This window comes from Marinobacter shunpengi (genome assembly GCF_045449715.1).
Taxonomy (GTDB): domain Bacteria; phylum Pseudomonadota; class Gammaproteobacteria; order Pseudomonadales; family Oleiphilaceae; genus Marinobacter.
Genome location: NZ_JBJJLA010000009.1, coordinates 1 through 19,989 on the forward strand (window position 1 = coordinate 1; position 19,989 = coordinate 19,989).

Genomic DNA, 19,989 nt, shown 5'->3' on the forward strand with positions numbered 1-19,989 from the left:
CGCGCCATACAAAGCCCCTGGCAGTGTTGCGACTCTTGGCAAGGGACACACCATTCCCGGCGAGCCGCGCCTCGCCAGGGGCTTTGTATGGCACGCTGAAACGCTGCGAACTTATGTTAAGGGACACTAGAGATGAGTCAGCAAAAGACGCCCCCCGTAGTCCTGGTCGATGGATCCTCCTACCTGTTCCGGGCCTACCATGCCCTGCCCCCGCTCACCACCAGCAAGGGGCACCCCACGGGAGCGATCAAGGGTGTGATCAGCATGCTGCGGCGGCTCGAACAGGACTTCCCTGGCTCCAAGGTGGTGGTGGTCTTCGATGCCAAGGGCAAGACCTTCCGCCACGACCTGTATGAAGACTACAAGGCCAACCGCCCCCCCATGCCGGATGACCTGGGCGTCCAGATCGACCCCATCCACGAGATTGTCCGGGCCATGGGGCTGCCACTGCTGATCATCCCCGAGGTGGAGGCGGACGACGTGATCGGCACCCTGGCCACGGAAGCCACCAGCAAGGGCGTCGATGTGGTGATCTCCACTGGCGACAAGGACATGGCGCAACTGGTCAGTGACCACGTCACCCTGATCAACACCATGACCGAAACCGCCATGGATCGGGACGGCGTGGAGAAGAAGTTCGGCATCAAACCGGAACAGGTGGTGGACTACCTGGCCCTGGTGGGTGACACCGTGGACAACATTCCCGGCGTCACCAAGTGCGGCCCCAAGACCGCCGTCAAATGGCTGCAGCAGTACGACAACCTGGACAACCTCATGGAACACGCCGATGACATCGGCGGCAAGATTGGCGACAACCTGCGGGAGGCCCTGGACCACCTGCCCCTGAGCCGGGAACTGGCCACCATCCGCACCGATGTGGAACTGGCCTTCGGTATCGAGGAAGTCGCACCGGAGCCGGAAGACCGGGAGCAGTTGCTGGCGCTGTTCAAAGAGTATGAGTTCAAGACCTGGATTGCCGAGTATTCCGGGGAAAACGGCACCAGCAGTGATAGCACCTCCGAGCAACCGGACAACACCCCGCCGGAACGGCAATACGACACCATCCTCACCACCTCGCAACTGGACCAGTGGCTGGACCGCCTGGAGAAGGCCGACCTGTTTGCCTTCGACACCGAGACCACCAGCCTGCGCTACAGCGAGGCGGAAATTGTCGGCCTCTCCTTTGCCATCGAACCCGGCCAGGCCGCCTACCTGCCCCTGGCCCACGACTACATGGGCGCGCCGGAGCAACTGGACCGGGACGCCACCCTGGACAGGCTGAAGCCACTGCTGGAGAGCCCGGAACACCGCAAGGTGGGTCAGAACCTCAAGTACGACAAGAACGTGCTGGCCAACCACGGCATCTCGCTGGAGGGGATTGCCGAGGACACCATGCTGGAGTCCTACGTGCTCAATTCCACCGCCACCCGCCATGACATGGACAGCCTGGCCCTGAAGTACCTGGGCGAGAAGACCATCAAGTTCGAGGAGATTGCCGGCAAGGGGGCCAAGCAGCTCACCTTCAACCAGATCGCCCTGGAACAGGCTTCCGAGTACGCCGCCGAGGATGCGGATATCACCCTGCGCCTGCACCACGTCCTGCGCCCGCAACTGGCGGACACCGGTCGGCTAGAGGCAGTCTACCGGGACATCGACCTGCCCCTGGTGCCGGTACTGTCCCATATGGAACAACGGGGTGCCCTGATTGATGCCCCGACCCTGAGACGCCACAGTCAGGAACTGGCGGAGCGCATGGCAGAGCTGGAGCAGGAAGCCCACGAGGAGGCCGGAGAGAGCTTCAACCTGGGCTCGCCCAAGCAACTGCAGGCCATCTTCTACGACAAGATGGGGCTGCCGGTGGTCAAGAAAACCCCCAAGGGAGCCCCGTCCACGGCGGAACCGGTGCTGCAGGAGCTGGCCCACAACCATCGCCTGCCCCGGCTGATCCTGGAGCACCGCAGCCTGAGCAAGCTCAAGTCCACCTACACCGATACCCTGCCGGAGTTGATCAGCCCCCGCACCGGGCGCGTCCACACCTCCTACCATCAGGCCGTGGCCGCCACCGGACGCCTGTCATCGTCGGAGCCCAACCTGCAGAACATCCCGGTCAGGACCGAACAGGGCCGACGTATCCGCCAGGCCTTCGTGGCGCCGGAAGGCCGCAAGCTGGTGGCCGCTGATTACTCCCAGATCGAATTGCGGATCATGGCCCACCTGTCCGGTGACAAGGGACTGCTGACCGCTTTCGAGAAAGGCGAGGACATCCACCGGGCCACCGCCGCCGAGGTGTTCGACGTCAGTACCGGCGATGTCACCGCCGACCAGCGCCGCAGCGCCAAGGCCATCAACTTCGGCCTGATCTACGGCATGTCCGCCTTCGGCCTGTCCCGGCAACTGGAAGTGGAGCGCAAGGTGGCCCAGGACTATATCGACCGTTACTTCCACCGCTATCCGGGGGTGCTGGAGTACATGGAACGGATCCGCAAACAGGCCCATGACGACGGCTTCGTGGAGACTCTGGCCGGGCGCCGGCTCTACCTGCCCGAAATCAACGCCCGCAACAAGCAGATGCAGCAGGCCGCCGAGCGCACCGCCATCAACGCCCCGATGCAAGGCACCGCCGCCGACATCATCAAGCGGGCCATGATCACCGTCGAGGACTGGCTGACCGCCAACCATGCCGACGAGGCCCGCATGGTCATGCAGGTGCACGACGAACTGATCCTGGAAGTGAGGGACGATGCCCTGGACACCATTTGCAAGGGCCTGGAGCAACGCATGTCGGCCGCGGCGGAGCTTAAGGTGCCGCTACTGGTGGAAACCGGAGTGGGCGACAACTGGGACGAGGCCCACTGACCACCGACAGCCTGTTCGACCGTAAAACCGTCATTGACCGTCGCCCCAATACGGTGCACTCCGGGCCAGGTATGCACCGTCTCTGCTCCCTCTCCCCACCCTCGTCCGGTGCCAGGGGGTGACCCCACAGACTGTCTGTTGCTGCCGTGGGTGGCTCGGACGCCATGGCACGATTCTCGCTTAGATATTAGCCACTTATCCGTTTCCAGACATGAGGCAGGCTTCCATGGCATCTCTGGCGAGTGAACGTAACTGGCTGTTCAACCCCTCCACCATGAAGAAGATCCAGCAGTGCCGGCGGCTGATCCAGATGGAATTCGGGGTCAAGCTGCACCTGACGGAAGAGTCACTGGTTGAGCAACTGGCCAGCTTTGCCGGCCGCTCCCGATCCGATGCCCTGACACGAGCCTGGACCGAACTTAAGGACAGTGTTCCGGAACTGGCGGACGTCCTGAGCGAGTCCTCGTCCGGCGACAGCAAACGAACCTATCGGGGACAATCCCTCCCGGACCCCGAAACCCCGACGAGCAGCTCACAGGATGAGGGGGCCCAGCCCCGGAAGCCAAAGATGATCTACCGGGGCCAGGTGGTAGGCTAGCTCCCGGATATCAGAATGCCTTGTTGACCTGCAGTGAGGCACTCCAGGCGCTGAGCTCGTAGGTGGCGTCATAGCTGGCGGACGACGCCGGCACGGTCGGGTTGGCATGACTGTACTCCCGATCGCTGACCTCGGCATCGTCTGCAAAGATCAGCGTACCCACAGCAGCATCGACGGACCATCCGCTGCGCACATCCTTCCACTGGGATCCCAGGGTCAGCCAGTGGCGGTCCTCCGAGGGTATCCTGGCAGTCACGTAACCATCCACCGGGGATTCATCCCAGGCATAACCGGCCTTGAAGGCCCAGGCCGGCGTGGCCTGCCAGATGCCACCCAGGTTGAACTGCCAGGTATTCTTCCACTTCTCGGTGATATGGGTGACGTACTCCCCGGGGCCGGCAGTAATATCGCCATTCGGGTCACGGCTGATAACGTCCAGCTCCTCGAAGCGGCTCCACTTGGCATAGGTGGCACCGGCCAGCAGGGTGACATCGTCAGTCAGCCGGTGCCGTGCACCGACAGTGACGGTTTCCGGGATGGCCAGGGGAACCGTGACCTTCTCATTCAGTGTGGTGGTCTGGGTGTAGGTGGGCCCTACCGGCACGTTTCGGATCTCAGCGTCGCCCTCCAGCTCCAGCTCGGTACCGGTCTGGGCGGTCAGGCCAAACTGGGTCCTGTCCGACAGTTCGTAGAGGAAACCCACCCGGAAGGTGACACCAACATCATCGCCCTCGATATCGGCATAGGGTTCGGGCAGCGCCAGTGCACCCGCACCGGCCGTTGCGCTCAGGTCCTGGAAGCGGGTCAGCCGACCCTCGGCGTAGATCACGTTCAGCCCCGCACCCATGGACAGCCCTTCCCCATTGCTTACGGAGATGGCCGGGGTAAAGGCAATTGCCGTCAGTTCGGTCTTGTCCGCAAAGAAACGACCGGCAAAGTCATTGTCGTAGTCGGCGGCCAGGCCGTAGGGGGCATGGATACCAAAGCCCACATCAACGGAATCATTGATCTCATGAGTCAGGTACAGGTGGGGCAGCACTGCGGGATCCGCGATGTCGCCCCCGTCAGACGCAGGCTGGACCGGCACTGACGGATTCTGGCGGCTCACGGCGATGGAGTCACCCTTGGCCTCGGCATCGATATCAAGCACCGCCGCCCCCAGGGACACATTGGTGCCGGACAACTGGCTCATACCGGCCGGGTTGAACAGGACAATGGCAGCGTTCTCAGGGTTCGCGGCGGCACCGGCATTGGCGGTACCCATGGCGCTGGCGCTCTGCTCGTTCAGGGAAAAGCCCCCGGCCAGGGCACCGGCGGGCGTCAGGGCGGCGGTCAAAGAAACGAGACGGATGGAGCGGGCGAGTGTGTTATGTAATTTGTGCATGGTATCTCCTCTATTAGCGCGCGCGGAGTATACGAAGCACGGACAACCACCGAAAAATATCGTCTGCTTATGATTAATATACGAAATATCAATGTATCAAGGCTGGACAATGCATCACGCACCGGTACAGGGAAGGCAAAGCACCCCCTGTCCAGGTGACAGGGGGCGGTGCCGGGGGGGGGCTTCAGTCGTTCTGGATGGACAGTTTGTCGACGCTGGATGAGAGCTGATCGGAGCCCTTGGCATCGGCGCCCAGCTTGATCATCAGGCGCAGGTCGTTGGCGGAGTCGGCGTGGGCCAGGGCGTCCTCGTAGGTAATCGCCCCCTCGGAGTAAAGGGTGTACAGCGCCTGGTCGAAGGTCTGCATGCCCGCCTCCGTGGACTTGGCCATCAGTTCCTTGAGCTTGTGCACCTCGCCCTTGCGGATCAGGTCCGCCACCAGCGGGGTGTTGATCAGCACCTCGATAACCGCCCGCCGACCCTTGCCATCCGGGGTCGGGATCAGTTGCTGGGCCACAATGGCCTTGAGGTTCAGGGACAGGTCCATCCAGGTCTGGTTGTGCTGGTCCGGGTTGAAGAACTGGATGATCCGGTCCAGGGCCTGGTTGGCGTTGTTGGCGTGCAGGGTGGCCAGGCACAGGTGACCGGTCTCGGCGAACTGCACCGCGTACTGCATGGTCTGCCGGGTCCGGACCTCACCAATGAGGATGACATCCGGCGCCTGCCGCAGGGTGTTCTTCAGGGCGGTCTCGAAGCTGTCGGTGTCAATGCCCACTTCCCGCTGGGTGACGATACAGCCCTGGTGCTGGTGCACGAATTCGATGGGGTCCTCAATGGAGATGATATGCCCGCGGCTGTTGCGGTTACGGTGCCCGAGCATGGCCGCCAGTGAGGTGGACTTACCGGTACCCGTGGCCCCCACGAAGATGATCAGGCCACGCTTGGTCATGGCCAGATCCTTGATGATGTCCGGCAGGGTCAGGTCATCAATCTGCGGAATCTTGGTCTCGATCCGCCGCAGCACCATACCGCACAGGTTGCGCTGGAAGAAGGCGCTGACCCGGAAACGGCCAATGCCCCGGGCACTGATGGCAAAGTTACACTCGTGGCTTTCCTCGAACTCCGCCTGTTGTTTGGAGTTCATGGAGCCATAGACAAACTCCCGGGTCTGCTCCGGCGTCAGGGCGTTCTTGGTGACCGGGAGCACCTTGCCGTTTACCTTCATGCTGGGCGGCACCCCGGCAGTGATGAACAGGTCCGAGCCGCCCTTTTCGACCATCAATCGCAGCAGTTTTTCGAATTCCATGAGAGTACATCCAGCATTCAGTCGCGTTTGCCGGCACCGCTATCGCCGGCGCCCTATCATTGTCAGTGTCAGAAGTTGTCCGGAATCTTGGCCTTGGCCCGTGCCGCCTCGCGGCTGATCAGGCCCTTCTGCAGCAGCCGCTGGAGACACTGATCCAGGGTCTGCATACCCAGGGAACCACCGGTCTGTATGGCGGAGTACATCTGGGCCACCTTATCTTCGCGGATCAGGTTACGGATTGCTGCGGTACCGATCATGATTTCGTGAGCCGCTATCCTGCCGCCACCCATTTTCTTCATCAGGGTCTGTGAAATAACCGCCTGCAGCGACTCGGACAGCATGGAACGGACCATGGATTTCTCTTCCGCCGGGAACACATCCACCACCCGGTCAATGGTCTTCGCCGCCGAGGTGGTGTGCAGGGTGCCAAACACCAGGTGACCGGTTTCGGCCGCGGTCAGCGCCAGGCGGATAGTCTCCAGGTCCCGCAGCTCACCCACCAGGATGATGTCCGGGTCTTCCCGCAGGGCTGAGCGCAAGGCCTCGCTGAACCCGAGGGTGTCACGATGGACTTCCCGCTGGTTCACCAGGCACTTCTTGGATTCGTGCACGAATTCGATGGGGTCTTCAATGGTCAGCACGTGCTCGTAGCGGGAATCGTTGATGTAGTCGAGCATGGCCGCCAGGGTGGTGGACTTGCCGGAACCGGTGGGGCCGGTCACCAGCACCAGGCCGCGGGGCACCGATGACACATCCTTGAAAACCTGGCCCATGCCCAGATCTTCCATGGTAAGCACTTTCGAGGGGATGGTCCGGAACACGGCGCCGGCGCCCCGGTTCTGGTTGAACGCGTTGACCCGGAAACGGGCCACACCTGGCACTTCGAAGGAAAAGTCGGTCTCGAGGAACTCTTCGAAATCCTTTCGCTGCTTGTCGTTCATGATGTCATAGATCAGCCCGTGAACTTCCTTGTGTTCCATGGGCGGAAGGTTGATCCGGCGTACATCGCCATCGACACGGATCATGGGGGGCAGCCCGGCGGACAGGTGCAAGTCAGACGCACCCTGTTTAGCCGAGAAGGCCAGCAGTTCAGTAATATCCATAGGGTTCCTCGGAAGGCGGTTCTTTTATGCCCTGGCCCGCTTGGTTTTTTCCAACCCCGGGGTTAACGTGAGGCCCCTATACAGCACAGCCAGCGGCAGTCAGAAATTATTATGAGCAGCATAGCAGACAACATCAGGAGCGTAACCCGACGCATACAAAAAGCAACAAAGGCAGCCGGACGAAGCGACGGGAGTGTGAGCCTGCTCGCAGTCAGCAAGACAAAACCGGCGGAAGACCTTCGTGAAGCTGCCGTTGCCGGCCAGCGGGCGTTCGGTGAAAACTACCTGCAGGAGGCCCTGGAGAAGATCGACGCCCTGGCGGACCTGCCCGATGTGGAATGGCATTTTATCGGGCCCATCCAGTCCAACAAGACCCGGGCCATTGCCGAGCATTTCCAGTGGGTGCACAGCGTGGACCGGCTCAAGGTCGCCTGGCGCCTGAGCGAACAGCGCCCGGTCCATCTGCCGCCCCTGAACCTCTGCCTGCAGGTCAATGTGGACGAGGAAGACAGCAAGTCGGGTTGCCGCCTGGAAGAACTGCCGGAACTCGCCGCCGCCATCAGTGAACTGCCCGGCCTGACCCTGCGGGGACTGATGGCCATTCCCGACCCGGAGCAGCCGGAGGACGACCTGCGCGCCAGCTTCCGGGCGCTGGCTGGCGCGCTGGAGGACCTGAAAAGGCGGGACAACGTGAACGGCCCACTGGATACCCTGTCCATGGGCATGTCCGGCGACCTGGAACTGGCCATCGCCGAGGGCGCTACCCTGGTGCGGGTGGGCACGGCCCTGTTCGGCGCCAGGGACTATTCCAGCGGTACCAGCCAGAGTGGCCCGGACTCCCGGGCGAGCGGGTAAGCGCTCGATTTAACTGGTATGATTTGCGATCACCATTCTTATGATGCGGAGTGAACTGTGAGTACATCACCGACAATCGGCTTTATCGGCGCGGGCAACATGGCCAGCGCCATCATTGGCGGCATGCTGGACAGCGGCTTCCAGGCCGACGGCATCTGGGTCAGCGCTCCGGACGATGACCACCTGCAGGCCATCCGCCGCAAGTTCGGCGTCAGTGTGACCACCGACAACCGCTACTGCGCCCAACAGGCAGACGTACTCATCCTGGCGGTAAAGCCCCAGATCATGGCGGACGTGTGCCGGGACATCACCCCCGTGGCCCAGAACACCCGCCCGCTGATGGTCTCCATCGCCGCCGGCCTGACCGCCGACACTCTGGATGGCTGGCTGGGTGGCGGCCTGCCGATGGTACGGGTGATGCCCAATACGCCATCCCTGGTGGGCATGGGCGCCGCCGGCCTGTACGCCAACCCCGAGGTCAGCGACGAGCAGAAGCAGACCGTCGAGTCCATCTTCAACAGCATCGGCAAGGCACTCTGGCTGGAGGATGAAAACCAGCTCCACGCGGTGACGGCCCTGTCCGGAAGCGGACCGGCCTATTTCTTCCTGATGCTTGAGGCCCTGGAAGCGGCCGCCAGCGAGGCCGGCATCCCGACGGAAACCGCCCGGGACCTGGCCATCCAGACCATGGCCGGCGCCGCCGAAATGGCCGCCCGCAGCGAGCACGATCCGGCACAGCTCAAGCGCAACGTCATGTCCCCCGGCGGCACCACCGAGCAGGCCATCAACACCTTCGAGGACGGCGGCCTGCGCCCCCTGGTGGAAAAGGCCTACAACGCCGCCATGAGCCGCTCCCGGGAAATGGCCAAAGAACTGGCTGATGCCAGCCGATAACCACCAGCGACCACCCAGACACCCAGGTTTATAACGGAGAGACTGCCCCAATGCTGGCCAAGATATTCATCACCGTGCTGCAGTTCGTGTCCATGTTCTACCTGACCGTGGTGCTGCTGCGCTTTCTGCTGCAACTGGCACGGGCCGATTTCTACAACCCCATTTCCCAGTTCGTGGTCAAGGCCACCAACGCCCCGTTGCGCCCCCTGCGCCGGGTGATTCCGGGCATCGGCGGTGTCGATGGCGCCTCGCTGGTGCTGGCGGTGCTGGTGAGCGCCCTGTTCTTCGCGCTGTTATGGGTGGCCAGCGGTTATTCGATCATGCGACTGAACCCGGTGGCCCTGCTGGCCTGGTCCGGGGTCTATGTGCTGGACCTGATTATCAACATCTACTTCTGGAGTGTGCTGGCGGTGGTGATCATCAGCTGGGTGGCGCCCCAGAGCGACCATCCCGCCATCGCCCTGGTGGCCCAGATTACCGAGCCGGTGATGCGACCGGTCCGCAATATCGTCCCCCCACTGGGCGGCCTCGACCTGTCCCCCATCTTTGTCTTCCTGATCCTCAACGTGCTGCGGGTGGTGGTGGATCACCTGGGTGCTGCGGTGGGCATGCCGGTCTGATCACGTCAACGGTCACAGGGTCAGCGTGCGTTTGAACACCTGTGACCGGTTTAACAGATCTGACGATTAAACCGACATACGCTAAACCTTATCGATTGTTAATCTGCGACAATTCTACGCGCGACCGTTGCAGAGATGCCGACAGGCCTGTCGGGACCACCACCTGACGCTGCCCGGAACGGACCACCGGACAAGCACTCAGATCACCGCAGACGCTCTTGGGGAAGTCTGCCAAGCGGACAGGGCAAGTACCATGAACGGACCAGCTATCCTGGCGCACCAGGTTGAAGCCTATCACCAGTGGAAGAAGGAACTCATTCGCCAGATCAGTCGCTACCGGCTGTGGCTGCAGGACAACGACCTGTACTCCGAGGATGTCAGCGAGCGCATCCGCCGGGGTGTCGAGCTGCTGATCGAGGACGAGCTGACCATTGCCTTCGTGGGCGAGTACTCCCGCGGCAAGACCGAGTTGATCAACGCCCTGTTCTTCTCCGAGTATGGCCAGCGCATGCTGCCCTCCCAGGCAGGCCGCACCACCATGTGCCCCACGGAACTGTTCTTTGACCGGGCCAACGGCAGCAACTACCTGAAACTTCTGCCCATCGAGACCCGCGAGGGGGACCTGTCACTGCAGGAACTTCGCCGCCACCCGGAACACTGGATCCGCTACGAGCTGGACGAGGACGATCCGGATACCATGCGGGCCGTGCTCGCCGAAGTGGCCCGGGTACGCAGCGTTACCCCACAGCAGGCCCGCAAGTTCGGCTTTAGCGAATCCATGCTGGAAGCCGATCTCGACAATCCCGGGCAGGTGCTGATCCCGTCCTGGCGCAGCGCCCAGATCAGCATCCGCCACCCGCTTTTCGAGCGGGGCCTGCGCATCCTCGATACCCCCGGGCTCAATGCCCTGGGCTCGGAGCCGGAACTGACCGTCAGCCTTCTGCCGGCGGCCCATGCCATCCTGTTCCTGCTCAGCGCCGACACCGGCGTAACCGCCAGCGACATGACCATCTGGAAGGAGCACATCGATACCGAGGACGCCGACCATCGCGCCGGCCGCTTCGCGGTGCTCAACAAGATCGATACGCTGTGGGATGAACTCCAGTCCGAGCAGCAGGTCCAGGAGGGTATCGACCGGGTCCGGCACAACACCGCCAATCAGTTGGGCCTGGACGATAACGACGTTATCCCGATCTCCGCCAAGCAGGGCCTGACCGCGAAGGCGCGGGGCGACGATGCCCTGCTTGGCCGCAGCGAACTGCCGCAGCTGGAGCGGCTGCTGGTAGGCCGCATTCTCAAGCAGAAGGAAGAATTGATCACCCAGAGCCTGATCAATGACCTGCTGGGCATGCTGCAGAACAGCCAGGCGGCGATGCAGTCCCGACTGGAAAGCCTGGAGGAGGAACGCCAGGCCTGCGCCGGCAGCGCCGTTGACCGGGAAGCCCTGCGTCGGCTGGCGGACCGCGCCCAGACCGATTACGACTTCTATTACCGCAAGCTGATCACCCTGCGCTCCAGCCGCCGCCTGATGCAGTCCCAGGGTGACATCCTGACGGACATGGTGAGCGAAGAGCGCTTCAATGCCCATGCTGCCACCGTCCGCCAGATGATGACCAAAAGCTGGACCTCCACCGGCATGAGTCAGGCCATGGACCATTTCTTCGAACTGCTGGAGAGCGACCTGCAGAACTTGCTGGCGGAAGGCCGCCTGGCGGAGCGCATGGTGGAAGCCATCTACCGACGCTACAACCAGGACACCCGGGCCCGACACCTGGAACCAGTCCCCCTGCGGGCGGGCCGCCATGTGATCGCCATCCGTGAACTGCGCAAGCGGGCCACCCGCTTCCGCCGTGCACCCGGCAACCTGCTGCGGGAACAGAACCAGCTGATCCGTCGCTTCTTCCAGGTCATGGTGACCGAGGCCCGCACCCTGCATGACCGGGTCCGTCGTGACGTGGAGCGCTGGCCCGGCGAAGCCCTGCTGCCAATCATGCAGTACTCCATGGAGCAGAAGCAGCTGCTAGAGCACCAAGTGCGTCGCATCCGCGACATGGTCCGCAGTGACCGCGACAGCAAGGCCGAGCGGGAGCGCCTCACCAACACCATCACCGACCTGCGCAAGCAGCTGGAACTGGCGGACACCATGCAGCGCCAGATTCGCCGCCCCGCCCCAACCCTCAGCCAGCAGAAGGTGGTCAACATCTCCGGCATTGCCTGACGCAGCTCTAGCCAGAAAATCCCCACTATGGCAGCAGGCGACACCGCTGCCATAGTTCGGTTGCAGCGGTGTCGTCGCCCCTTTAAACTGAAGGGCTTGCACCGGCCCGGAAGACGGCTGGACGAACGACCCGAGACGACCAATCAAGGACTCAACCGCATCGATGCCCGACTCCCTGCCTTCGGATTCTGTAGGCCTGGTTACCCCACAAACCCTGCATTTTGACGAGCCCCTGACGCTCGCCTGTGGCCGGACCCTGAAGCAGTGGGACCTGGTGGTGGAAACCTATGGCACCCTGAATGACAGGCGCAGCAATGCCGTGCTCATCTGCCATGCCCTCAGTGGCCACCACCATGCCGCCGGGTACCATTCCATGGACGAGCGCAAACCAGGCTGGTGGGATGCCTGTATCGGGCCGGGCAAGCCCATCGACACCAACCACTTCTACGTGGTGAGCATCAACAACCTGGGCGGCTGCCACGGCAGCACCGGCCCCAGCACCATCAACCCGGACACCGGCGAGCCCTACGGTCCGGACTTCCCGGTGGTGACGGTGCGGGACTGGGTGGACAGCCAGGTAGTGCTCGCCGACCGTCTGGGCATCGACTGCTGGGCCGCCGTGGTGGGTGGCTCCCTGGGGGGCATGCAGGCACTGCAGTGGAGCATCAGCTACCCGGACCGGCTCAGACATGCCGTGGTGATTGCGTCCACACCCCGGCTCACGGCCCAGAACATCGCCTTTAACGAAGTGGCGCGCCGGGCCATCACCTCCGATACCGACTTTCACGGCGGCCATTACTACAAGCACAACACCCTGCCCCGGCGCGGCCTGATGCTGGCCCGCATGGTGGGGCACATCACCTATCTGTCCGATGCCTCCATGGGGGAAAAATTCGGCCGAGAACTGCGGGACCAGGCCTACCAGTTCGGCTACGATGCGGAATTCCAGGTGGAGAGCTACCTGCGCTATCAGGGGGAACGCTTCTCCGAGACCTTCGATGCCAATACCTACCTGCTGATGACCCGGGCCCTGGACTACTTCGACCCGGCCTATGAAACCGACAACGACCTGGTGAAAGCCATGGCCAAGGCCCACTGCGAGTTCCTGGTGCTGTCCTTCAGCAGCGACTGGCGCTTTACCCCGGCCAGGTCGGAGGAACTGGTGAACGCCATGCTGGCCGCCCGGCGCCGGGTGAGCTATGCGGAAATCAACGCGCCCTGGGGGCACGATGCCTTCCTGATTCCGACCCCCCGGTACAATGCCGTGTTTTCCGCCTACATGAACCGGGTGGCACGGGAGGTGGGGGCATGAGGGCCGACCTCGAGATCATCCAGCAATGGATCAGTCCCGGCAGCCATGTCCTCGACCTGGGGTGTGGTGATGGCACCCTGCTGCAGTACCTGCAACAGGAGAAACAGACCACCGGCTTCGGCTTGGAGATCAACCCGGACCATATCACCGAGTGCATGGGCAAGGGCGTGCCGGTGATTGAACAGAACCTGGACACCCAGGGGCTGTCCAATTTCGATGACGACAGCTTCGACACGGTGCTGATGACCCAGGCCCTGCAGGCCGTGCAACGCCCGGACATCGTGCTGGACGAAATGATGCGCCTGGGGCGGGAAGGCATCGTCACCTTTCCCAACTTCGCCCATTGGCGGCTACGCTGGTACCTGATGTGGCGGGGGCGGATGCCGGAATCGGAAACCCTGCCCCACCGATGGTACAACACGCCCAATATCCACCTGTGCACCTTCAAGGATTTTGAGGCATTGTGTCATCAGAAGAACTTCCGCATCCGTAATCGTACGGTAGTGGACGGTGAGCACCAGGACCGCTGGCTAAGCCGCCTGTGGCCCAACCTGCTGGGCCAGATTGCCATCTACCGCATTACACGGGGAGACTGACCATGAAGCTCGCAATCACGTTGGCGCTGTTGTTGCTGACTCTTGCCGGCCCCGTCACGGCCCAGGAGAAGAGCGTCGACTTCGGGGAATATCAGGTTCACTACTCGGTATTCCCCAGCACCTTCCTGCAACCGGAAGTAGCGGTCGCCAACAACCTCAATCGCAGCAAGGGCATTGGTATCGTCAACATCGCCATCATGACCGAAGGGGACAATGGCGGCCTCAGGACAGTGCCGGGCCAGGTGGAGGGCAAGGCACTCAATGATGTCGGCCAGCCCAGCTTCCTGGCGTTTCGCCGAATCCAGGAGGGGGACGCCGTGTACTTCATTGCCGAGTACCAGTACAGTGCCGGTGAACTGATGACCTTCCAGATCACCGCCCGCCCCAGTGGCCACGCCCAGGATCTGCCGATCCGTTTCTCCCAGGCACTGTTCAATGACTGACCAGAATTCCGGAGGCACCATGACCCAGCGACTGGTCCTGGCCAGCAACAACCCGGGCAAGCTGCGGGAGCTGGGCGAACTGCTACACCCCCTTGGACTGAGCCCTGTTGCCCAGGGGGAACTGGGGGTCGGCGAAGCCGAGGAGCCCGCCGTCACCTTCGTGGAGAACGCCCTGCTCAAGGCACGGCACGCGGCCCGGGAAACCGGCCTGCCGGCCCTGGCGGATGATTCGGGCCTGGCGGTGGATGCCCTCGGCGGTCAGCCCGGCGTCCGTTCCGCCCGCTATGCAGGCCCCGATGCCAGCGACGAAGACAATGTCCGCGCACTGCTCAGGGCACTGGATAGCGTGCCCGAGGCGGGGCGCTCGGCCCAGTTCCACTGCGTGCTGGTCTACCTGCGCCATGCCGACGACCCGACCCCGGTAATCTGCCACGGCCGCTGGCCGGGGCACATCCTGGAGGCCCCCCGGGGGGATGGCGGGTTCGGTTATGACCCAGTGTTCCTGGCGCCGGAGTTCAACCTCAGTGCCGCCGAACTCACCCGCGAGCAGAAGGGCCGCGTCAGCCACCGGGGTCGCGCCCTGCGCCTGCTGGTGGAACAGCTGGAACAGACGTGATCCCCGCCACCACCGATACCGGGGCACCCTGCCCGCCACTGGGCCTCTACATCCACGTGCCCTGGTGCGTGCGCAAGTGCCCCTACTGCGACTTCAACTCCCACAGCTTCACCGGGCCACTGCCGGAAGACGAGTACCTGGACGCGCTGCTGGAGGACCTGCAGCAGGACCTGTCGCTGGTCCGCGGCCGCCCGGTGTCCACCGTCTTTATTGGCGGTGGTACCCCGTCGCTGATGTCCCCGGCGTTCTACCAGCGCCTGTTCCGCCGGATCGGTGAGTGGATCACCTTTACCCCGGACGCCGAGATCACCCTGGAAGCCAATCCGGGTACGGTGGAGCAGGGCCGGTTCCGGGGCTTCCGGGAAGCCGGCATCAACCGGCTGTCCATCGGCATCCAGAGTTTCAATCCACACCACCTGCAACGGCTGGGGCGAATCCACGACGACAACGACGCCCGAAGGGCCATCGAGGCCGCCTTCGAGGCCGGCTTCGACAACCTTAACCTGGACCTGATGCACGGCCTGCCGGACCAGAGCCCGCAGCAGGCACTGGCGGACCTGGAAGAAGCCCTGTCCTGGCAGACGCCCCACCTGTCCTGGTACCAGCTCACCCTGGAACCCAATACCGAATTCTATAGCCGCCCCCCGGCGCTGCCCGAGGACGACACCCTCTGGAGCATCTGGCAGGCGGGGCGGGAGCGGCTGCTGGCGGCCGGATTTGACGACTACGAAGTATCCGCCTGGGCTCGGCCTGATCGCGCCTCCCGCCACAACCTCAACTACTGGACCTTCGGCGACTACCTGGCGGTGGGAGCCGGTGCCCACGGCAAAGTGTCACTGGCGAATGGGGACATCCTGCGATACTGGAAGACCCGTCAGCCCGATGCCTACCTGAGACGCATCGGCAGCCGCACCGCCGGCACCCAGTCCATCGATCCGGAGGAACGCCCCCTGGAATTCATGATGAATGCCCTGCGGCTGAAGGATGGTGTCGACGAGGTCCTGTTCCGGGAACGCACCGGTTTACCATTGACTACAATTACTGCAATACTGAACCAATTGAGAACAGACGGGTTACTGGACCCTCACCGCCTGCAGGCCACGGAGCGGGGGCGACAGGTCCTGAACAGTGTGCTGGAGCGTTTTCTGTCATGAACGACACCACCCGCAGACCGATCCCGGCGAGGATCCGCTGGCTCGGGGGCGTGACCGCCGTCGTGCTGGTACTGCAACTGGGGCTGAACCAGCCCCTCCAGACCCCGGTTTCCCCCCAGGGCATGCTCAACTTCCAGTTGGCCACCACCGGCGAGAACGCGGCCGCCATCATCGAGAGCTGGGCCGGGGCCGGCCTCGGCTGGGCCCGGACCTCCCTGTGGAGCGGCTTCGTGTTTGCCTTCCTCTACAGTGCGCTGCTGATCCTGTTCACCAACCACCTGCTGGTGGACCGGCCCGGCATCCGGGAGCGTAAGGCGGGGCGATGGGTGCGGGGCCTGTTCGTGGCCGCCGGCATGACCCATGTTGCCGAGTATTCCCTGATGCTGGTGAACCTGGATTCGCCCAGTGACCGCCTGAGCCTGTCCGCCACGCTGCTGGCACTGATCAACTACACCGCCCTGCTGCTGGGCATTGCCGGCCTGGTGGTGATCCGGGCGGCGCGGCGCCATCCGATCCACACCCACCACGCCTGACGGCCTAGTTGGTCCGCCGGTACACCAGGTCCCACACACCGTGACCCAGCTTCTCCCCCCGCTTCTCGAACTTGGTAATGGGCCGGTGCTCCGGGCGTGGTGAGTAGCCGCCCTCCTCCCGGGCGTTGACGAAGCCTTCCGACCCGTCCATCACTTCCAGCATGTGCTCGGCATAGTTTTCCCAGTCCGTGGCCAGGTGCAGGATGCCACCGACACGGAGCTTGTGGCGCAGGCGCTGTACGAACTCGTGCTGGATCAACCGGCGCTTGTGGTGCTTCTTCTTGGGCCAGGGGTCCGGAAAGAACACCATGACCCGGTCCAGGCCGGCGTCCGGCAGGCACAGGTCGATCACATCATTGGCATCGATGGCGTACACCCGGACATTCTCCAGGCCCCGCTCCTCCACTTCCTTGAGCAGCGCGCCCACACCGGGGGCATGCACTTCCACGCCGATAAAGTCCTGTTCCGGCGCCGCCTCGGCCATTTCCACCAGGGACTGGCCCATACCAAACCCGATCTCCAGGTTCAGCCAGGCTTCGCGACCGAAGATCTCCCGGGGGTCGATAACACCCTGCTCCCGGGTCAGCCCATATTTCGGCCACAGGCGCTCGTGAGCCTTCTTCTGACCGTCGGTCATGCGACCCTGACGGATCACGAAGCTGCGCACCCCCCGGCGGGTAGTGATGGGGGATGAGTCCGTCTGGTTCTGGTGATCAGTCATCTTGTGTCCTCAGGCCACGGTCTTGATAACTCTCGGGTACGATTCGATAGGCCTCACAGTTTACCAGAATCCCGTCACCAGTCAGAGGCAACCTCCGCCGGGACATGCCTCAGATCGCTGAAACCCCCTGTGCCGCCGGCTGGCGGTCCAGTTTGCGGTAGCCCAGGGCTTCCACCAGGTGGGGCTTCGCCAGCGCCTGGTCACCAGCCAGATCGGCGATGGTGCGGGCCACCCGCAGGATCCGATGGATGGCCCGGGCAGACAACCCCAGGCGTTCGATGGCCTGGCTCACCAGTTGCTCGCTGGCCGAGTCGAGGCGACAGGACTCATGGAGCGCCGCCCCCGAGAGGCCCGCGTTGAGGCGCTGCCGGGCAAGCTGGCGCTCGCGGGCCTGCATTACCCGTTGCCGCACCGTGGTACTACCCTCTCCCTCACCGTCCCGCCGCAACAACACGTCACCATCCTGCACGGGCACTTCCACATGCAGGTCGAAACGATCCAGCAGGGGACCGGACAGCTTGCGCCGGTAGCGGGACACCTCGTGGGGCGTACACTGGCACTCAATGGTGGGGTGGCCACGGTAGCCACAGGGGCAGGGGTTCATGGCAGCAATGGCCTGGAAGCGGGCCGGGAACAGCACCTGGCGGGCAGCCCGGGAAATCATGATTTCGCCGGATTCCATGGGTTCACGCAATACCTCCAGCACCTTGCGGTCGAACTCCGGCAGTTCGTCCAGGAAGAGCACCCCGCGATGGGCCAGGGAAATCTCGCCGGGCTGGGGACTGCTGCCGCCACCCACCAGGGCCACCGAGGAGGCGGTGTGGTGGGGCGCGCGATAGGGCGGCTGACGCCACTGCCCGGCCCGCACCGGCAGGCCGGCGATGGAATGGACGCTGGCCACCTCCAGGGCATCCCGGTCCGTCAGTGGCGGCAGGATACCCGGCAAGCGGCTTGCCAGCATACTCTTGCCGGTTCCCGGAGGGCCGAACAGGAGCAGGTTGTGGCCGCCGGCCGCGGCGATTTCCAGCGCCCGCCGGGGCACATGCTGGCCCCGCACATCCGCCAGGTCCGCCACCCCGCTGGCACTGTCCACCGCTTCCATTGGAGGCACGGGAGACAGGGTATCGGTACCCGCCAGGTGCTCACACACCCGCAACAGGTGGTCGGTGGCCAGCACATCATCGCCGCCGGCCAGGGACGCCTCGTCGGCATTATCGGAGGGCACCAGGATACGCCGGCCGGCGTCCCGGGCCGCCATGACCGCCGGCAGCACACCGCGCACCGGTCGCAGGGTGCCGTCCAGCGCCAGCTCTCCCAGGCATTCCAGGCCGGCCAACGGTTCCGGCGGCAACTGCTCCGAGGCCACCAGGATACCCAGGGCCACGGCCAGGTCGAAACGGCCGCCCTCCTTGGGGAGGTCCGCCGGGGCCAGGTTGATGGTGATACGTCGGGCAGGGAATTCGAAACCGGCGTTCAGTAGCGCGCTACGGACCCGGTCCTTGCTCTCACGGACCGCCGTTTCCGGCAATCCGACAATGGACAGGGACGGCAGCCCACCGGACAGGTGGACTTCAACGGTCACGGCCGGCGCGCTGACGCCCAGTCGTGCACGGGTATGGATGGTGGCAAGCATGAAGATCTTCCTTGATGTTATAGGCCCCGGCGGTACTGCCTGTGCCGCCTTTTATGGGGGATTCAGTCCTGTGCCGGGTTGGCGCTGTGTGTCTGCTCCAGTTCGGCAACCCGCTTCTCCAGTTGCTCCAGACGCTCGCGGGTGCGAAGCAGCACTGCCTGCTGGGCATCGAACTCCTCCCGTGTCACCAGTTCCAGCTTCGAAACAACGGACATGACCGCAGCGCGGGCATGGTTCTCAACATCGTCCCGGGCCGCCCGCGCCATGTCCGGAACGAACTGACCGAACTGTTGCTGGACCTGGCCCAGCAGATCGTTGGGAATCTTCACCGCATTCTCTCCGTTGTCTTCTGTGGGTTCCCGGTCACCAGCCTCGCACCACAACGGTGGGGCTGGAGGCCTTCTGTTCGCCGGGAGTGTAACACAGCCCGGTCCCTGCCATACTATTCAAAGGAAGTCCCCTGAAGCTGGCTGACACCCCGTCGTCGTCGGTGACGGTTTCAGTGGATAACCGCCCAAAGGGAATGGACGTTTATCAAACTGGGCGCACCTGTCTTGAGCAGTTGCACCAAATTGGTTCTCGCTCCATATCGCTGCGCTATAATGGCGCACACTTTGGAACCATTTTGGTTCACCAATATCGTAATACACTGTTTTTAAAATATTTTTTTGCGTTGGCACACACGATGCTTTGAGCCTTGCACGCAATCCGCACAATTGGTGTGCGAGGTAGCAGCATCCCGAACCCGGTCGATCCACGATGCAGTGGCCAGAAAACCGGGACGGCTAAATCCAAGGAGACAGCAATGAAACTTGTGACAGCGATCATCAAGCCTTTCAAGCTGGATGATGTCCGTGAGGCACTATCCGAGATTGGCGTTCAGGGCGTAACCGTAACCGAAGTGAAAGGTTTCGGCCGTCAGAAAGGGCACACCGAACTCTACCGTGGTGCCGAGTATGTGGTCGACTTCCTTCCCAAAGTGAAGGTGGAAGTGGCCATCGGTGACAACCTGCTGGACCAGGTCATCGAGTCCATCACCAAGGCGGCCAATACCGGCAAGATCGGTGACGGCAAGATCTTCGTGACCGAGCTGGAACAGGCCATCCGTATCCGGACGGGCGAGACCGGCGAAGAAGCCGTCTGATCC

Annotated in this window: 19 protein-coding genes; 13 read left to right on the top strand and 6 right to left on the bottom strand. The window is 63.2% G+C overall.

Annotated elements, in window-relative coordinates; genetic code table 11:
* Window positions 1–132 precede the first annotated feature (132 nt).
* Both polA and ACJO3T_RS03055 read left to right on the top strand, forming a co-directional pair.
* Window positions 133–2,856 carry a DNA polymerase I gene (polA, locus tag ACJO3T_RS03050; protein WP_406966173.1) on the top strand — a complete coding sequence of 908 codons (2,724 nt, stop codon included), beginning with the start codon at window positions 133–135 and terminating at the stop codon, window positions 2,854–2,856.
* A 226-nt stretch (window positions 2,857–3,082) separates the two neighbouring features.
* Window positions 3,083–3,454 carry a hypothetical protein gene (locus ACJO3T_RS03055; RefSeq protein WP_406966172.1) on the top strand — a complete coding sequence of 124 codons (372 nt, stop codon included), beginning with the start codon at window positions 3,083–3,085 and terminating at the stop codon, window positions 3,452–3,454.
* 10 nt (window positions 3,455–3,464) lie between these two features.
* Here ACJO3T_RS03055 and ACJO3T_RS03060 read toward each other — a convergent pair whose 3' ends face one another.
* The 3 genes from ACJO3T_RS03060 to ACJO3T_RS03070 all read right to left on the bottom strand — a co-directional run bounded on the left by ACJO3T_RS03060 (window position 3,465) and on the right by ACJO3T_RS03070 (window position 7,247).
* Window positions 3,465–4,838 carry an OmpP1/FadL family transporter gene (locus ACJO3T_RS03060; RefSeq protein ID WP_406966171.1) on the bottom strand — a complete coding sequence of 458 codons (1,374 nt, stop codon included), beginning with the start codon at window positions 4,836–4,838 and terminating at the stop codon, window positions 3,465–3,467.
* Between the two features lie 184 nt (window positions 4,839–5,022).
* A complete protein-coding gene (locus ACJO3T_RS03065) occupies window positions 5,023–6,144 on the bottom strand; it encodes a PilT/PilU family type 4a pilus ATPase (RefSeq protein WP_406966170.1) in 1,122 nt (373 codons plus the stop codon).
* 68 nt (window positions 6,145–6,212) lie between these two features.
* The gene (locus ACJO3T_RS03070; protein WP_406966169.1) at window positions 6,213–7,247 is read right to left on the bottom strand and encodes a type IV pilus twitching motility protein PilT; all 1,035 of its coding nucleotides are present in this window, start codon (window positions 7,245–7,247) and stop codon (window positions 6,213–6,215) included.
* A gap of 111 nt (window positions 7,248–7,358) precedes the next feature.
* Here ACJO3T_RS03070 and ACJO3T_RS03075 point away from each other — a divergent pair, with 111 nt between their 5' ends.
* From ACJO3T_RS03075 to ACJO3T_RS03120, 10 genes are all read left to right on the top strand, one after another.
* On the top strand, window positions 7,359–8,102 hold the full coding sequence (locus ACJO3T_RS03075) for a YggS family pyridoxal phosphate-dependent enzyme (RefSeq protein WP_406977736.1): 744 nt from the start codon (window positions 7,359–7,361) through the stop codon (window positions 8,100–8,102).
* 57 nt (window positions 8,103–8,159) lie between these two features.
* Window positions 8,160–8,996, top strand: a complete 837-nt coding sequence (proC, locus tag ACJO3T_RS03080; RefSeq protein ID WP_406977737.1) for a pyrroline-5-carboxylate reductase — start codon at window positions 8,160–8,162, stop codon at window positions 8,994–8,996.
* Window positions 8,997–9,046: 50 nt separating this feature from the next.
* Complete coding sequence (locus tag ACJO3T_RS03085; RefSeq protein WP_406966166.1) at window positions 9,047–9,616, top strand: YggT family protein; 570 nt, start codon at window positions 9,047–9,049, stop codon at window positions 9,614–9,616.
* Between the two features lie 253 nt (window positions 9,617–9,869).
* The gene (locus tag ACJO3T_RS03090) at window positions 9,870–11,834 is read left to right on the top strand and encodes a dynamin family protein (protein WP_406977739.1); all 1,965 of its coding nucleotides are present in this window, start codon (window positions 9,870–9,872) and stop codon (window positions 11,832–11,834) included.
* A gap of 163 nt (window positions 11,835–11,997) precedes the next feature.
* Window positions 11,998–13,146 carry a homoserine O-succinyltransferase MetX gene (gene metX, locus ACJO3T_RS03095; protein WP_406966164.1) on the top strand — a complete coding sequence of 383 codons (1,149 nt, stop codon included), beginning with the start codon at window positions 11,998–12,000 and terminating at the stop codon, window positions 13,144–13,146.
* Window positions 13,143–13,742 (top strand): methionine biosynthesis protein MetW, encoded by a 600-nt coding sequence (gene metW / locus ACJO3T_RS03100; RefSeq protein ID WP_406966163.1) that lies wholly within the window; start codon window positions 13,143–13,145, stop codon window positions 13,740–13,742. Before metX ends, metW begins: the two co-directional genes overlap by 4 nt.
* Window positions 13,743–13,744: 2 nt before the next feature.
* Window positions 13,745–14,185: a DUF4426 domain-containing protein gene (locus ACJO3T_RS03105; RefSeq protein WP_406966162.1), complete on the top strand. Its 441-nt coding sequence runs from the start codon at window positions 13,745–13,747 to the stop codon at window positions 14,183–14,185.
* A 19-nt stretch (window positions 14,186–14,204) separates the two neighbouring features.
* Window positions 14,205–14,801 carry an RdgB/HAM1 family non-canonical purine NTP pyrophosphatase gene (gene rdgB, locus ACJO3T_RS03110; protein ID WP_406966160.1) on the top strand — a complete coding sequence of 199 codons (597 nt, stop codon included), beginning with the start codon at window positions 14,205–14,207 and terminating at the stop codon, window positions 14,799–14,801.
* The gene (hemW, locus tag ACJO3T_RS03115; protein WP_406977740.1) at window positions 14,798–15,955 is read left to right on the top strand and encodes a radical SAM family heme chaperone HemW; all 1,158 of its coding nucleotides are present in this window, start codon (window positions 14,798–14,800) and stop codon (window positions 15,953–15,955) included. The genes rdgB and hemW overlap by 4 nt, the downstream gene beginning before the upstream one ends.
* Window positions 15,952–16,488: a hypothetical protein gene (locus ACJO3T_RS03120; RefSeq protein ID WP_406966158.1), complete on the top strand. Its 537-nt coding sequence runs from the start codon at window positions 15,952–15,954 to the stop codon at window positions 16,486–16,488. Before hemW ends, ACJO3T_RS03120 begins: the two co-directional genes overlap by 4 nt.
* A 4-nt stretch (window positions 16,489–16,492) precedes the next feature.
* Here the strand turns inward: ACJO3T_RS03120 and trmB are convergent, their stop codons facing one another.
* The 3 genes from trmB to ACJO3T_RS03135 all read right to left on the bottom strand — a co-directional run bounded on the left by trmB (window position 16,493) and on the right by ACJO3T_RS03135 (window position 19,171).
* Window positions 16,493–17,209 carry a tRNA (guanosine(46)-N7)-methyltransferase TrmB gene (gene trmB, locus ACJO3T_RS03125; protein WP_406966157.1) on the bottom strand — a complete coding sequence of 239 codons (717 nt, stop codon included), beginning with the start codon at window positions 17,207–17,209 and terminating at the stop codon, window positions 16,493–16,495.
* Between the two features lie 109 nt (window positions 17,210–17,318).
* Window positions 17,319–18,842, bottom strand: a complete 1,524-nt coding sequence (locus tag ACJO3T_RS03130; RefSeq protein ID WP_406966156.1) for a YifB family Mg chelatase-like AAA ATPase — start codon at window positions 18,840–18,842, stop codon at window positions 17,319–17,321.
* A gap of 62 nt (window positions 18,843–18,904) precedes the next feature.
* Window positions 18,905–19,171: an accessory factor UbiK family protein gene (locus tag ACJO3T_RS03135; protein WP_406966154.1), complete on the bottom strand. Its 267-nt coding sequence runs from the start codon at window positions 19,169–19,171 to the stop codon at window positions 18,905–18,907.
* A gap of 476 nt (window positions 19,172–19,647) precedes the next feature.
* Here ACJO3T_RS03135 and glnK point away from each other — a divergent pair, with 476 nt between their 5' ends.
* Window positions 19,648–19,986: a P-II family nitrogen regulator gene (gene glnK / locus ACJO3T_RS03140; protein WP_004578958.1), complete on the top strand. Its 339-nt coding sequence runs from the start codon at window positions 19,648–19,650 to the stop codon at window positions 19,984–19,986.
* Window positions 19,987–19,989: the final 3 nt, after the last annotated feature.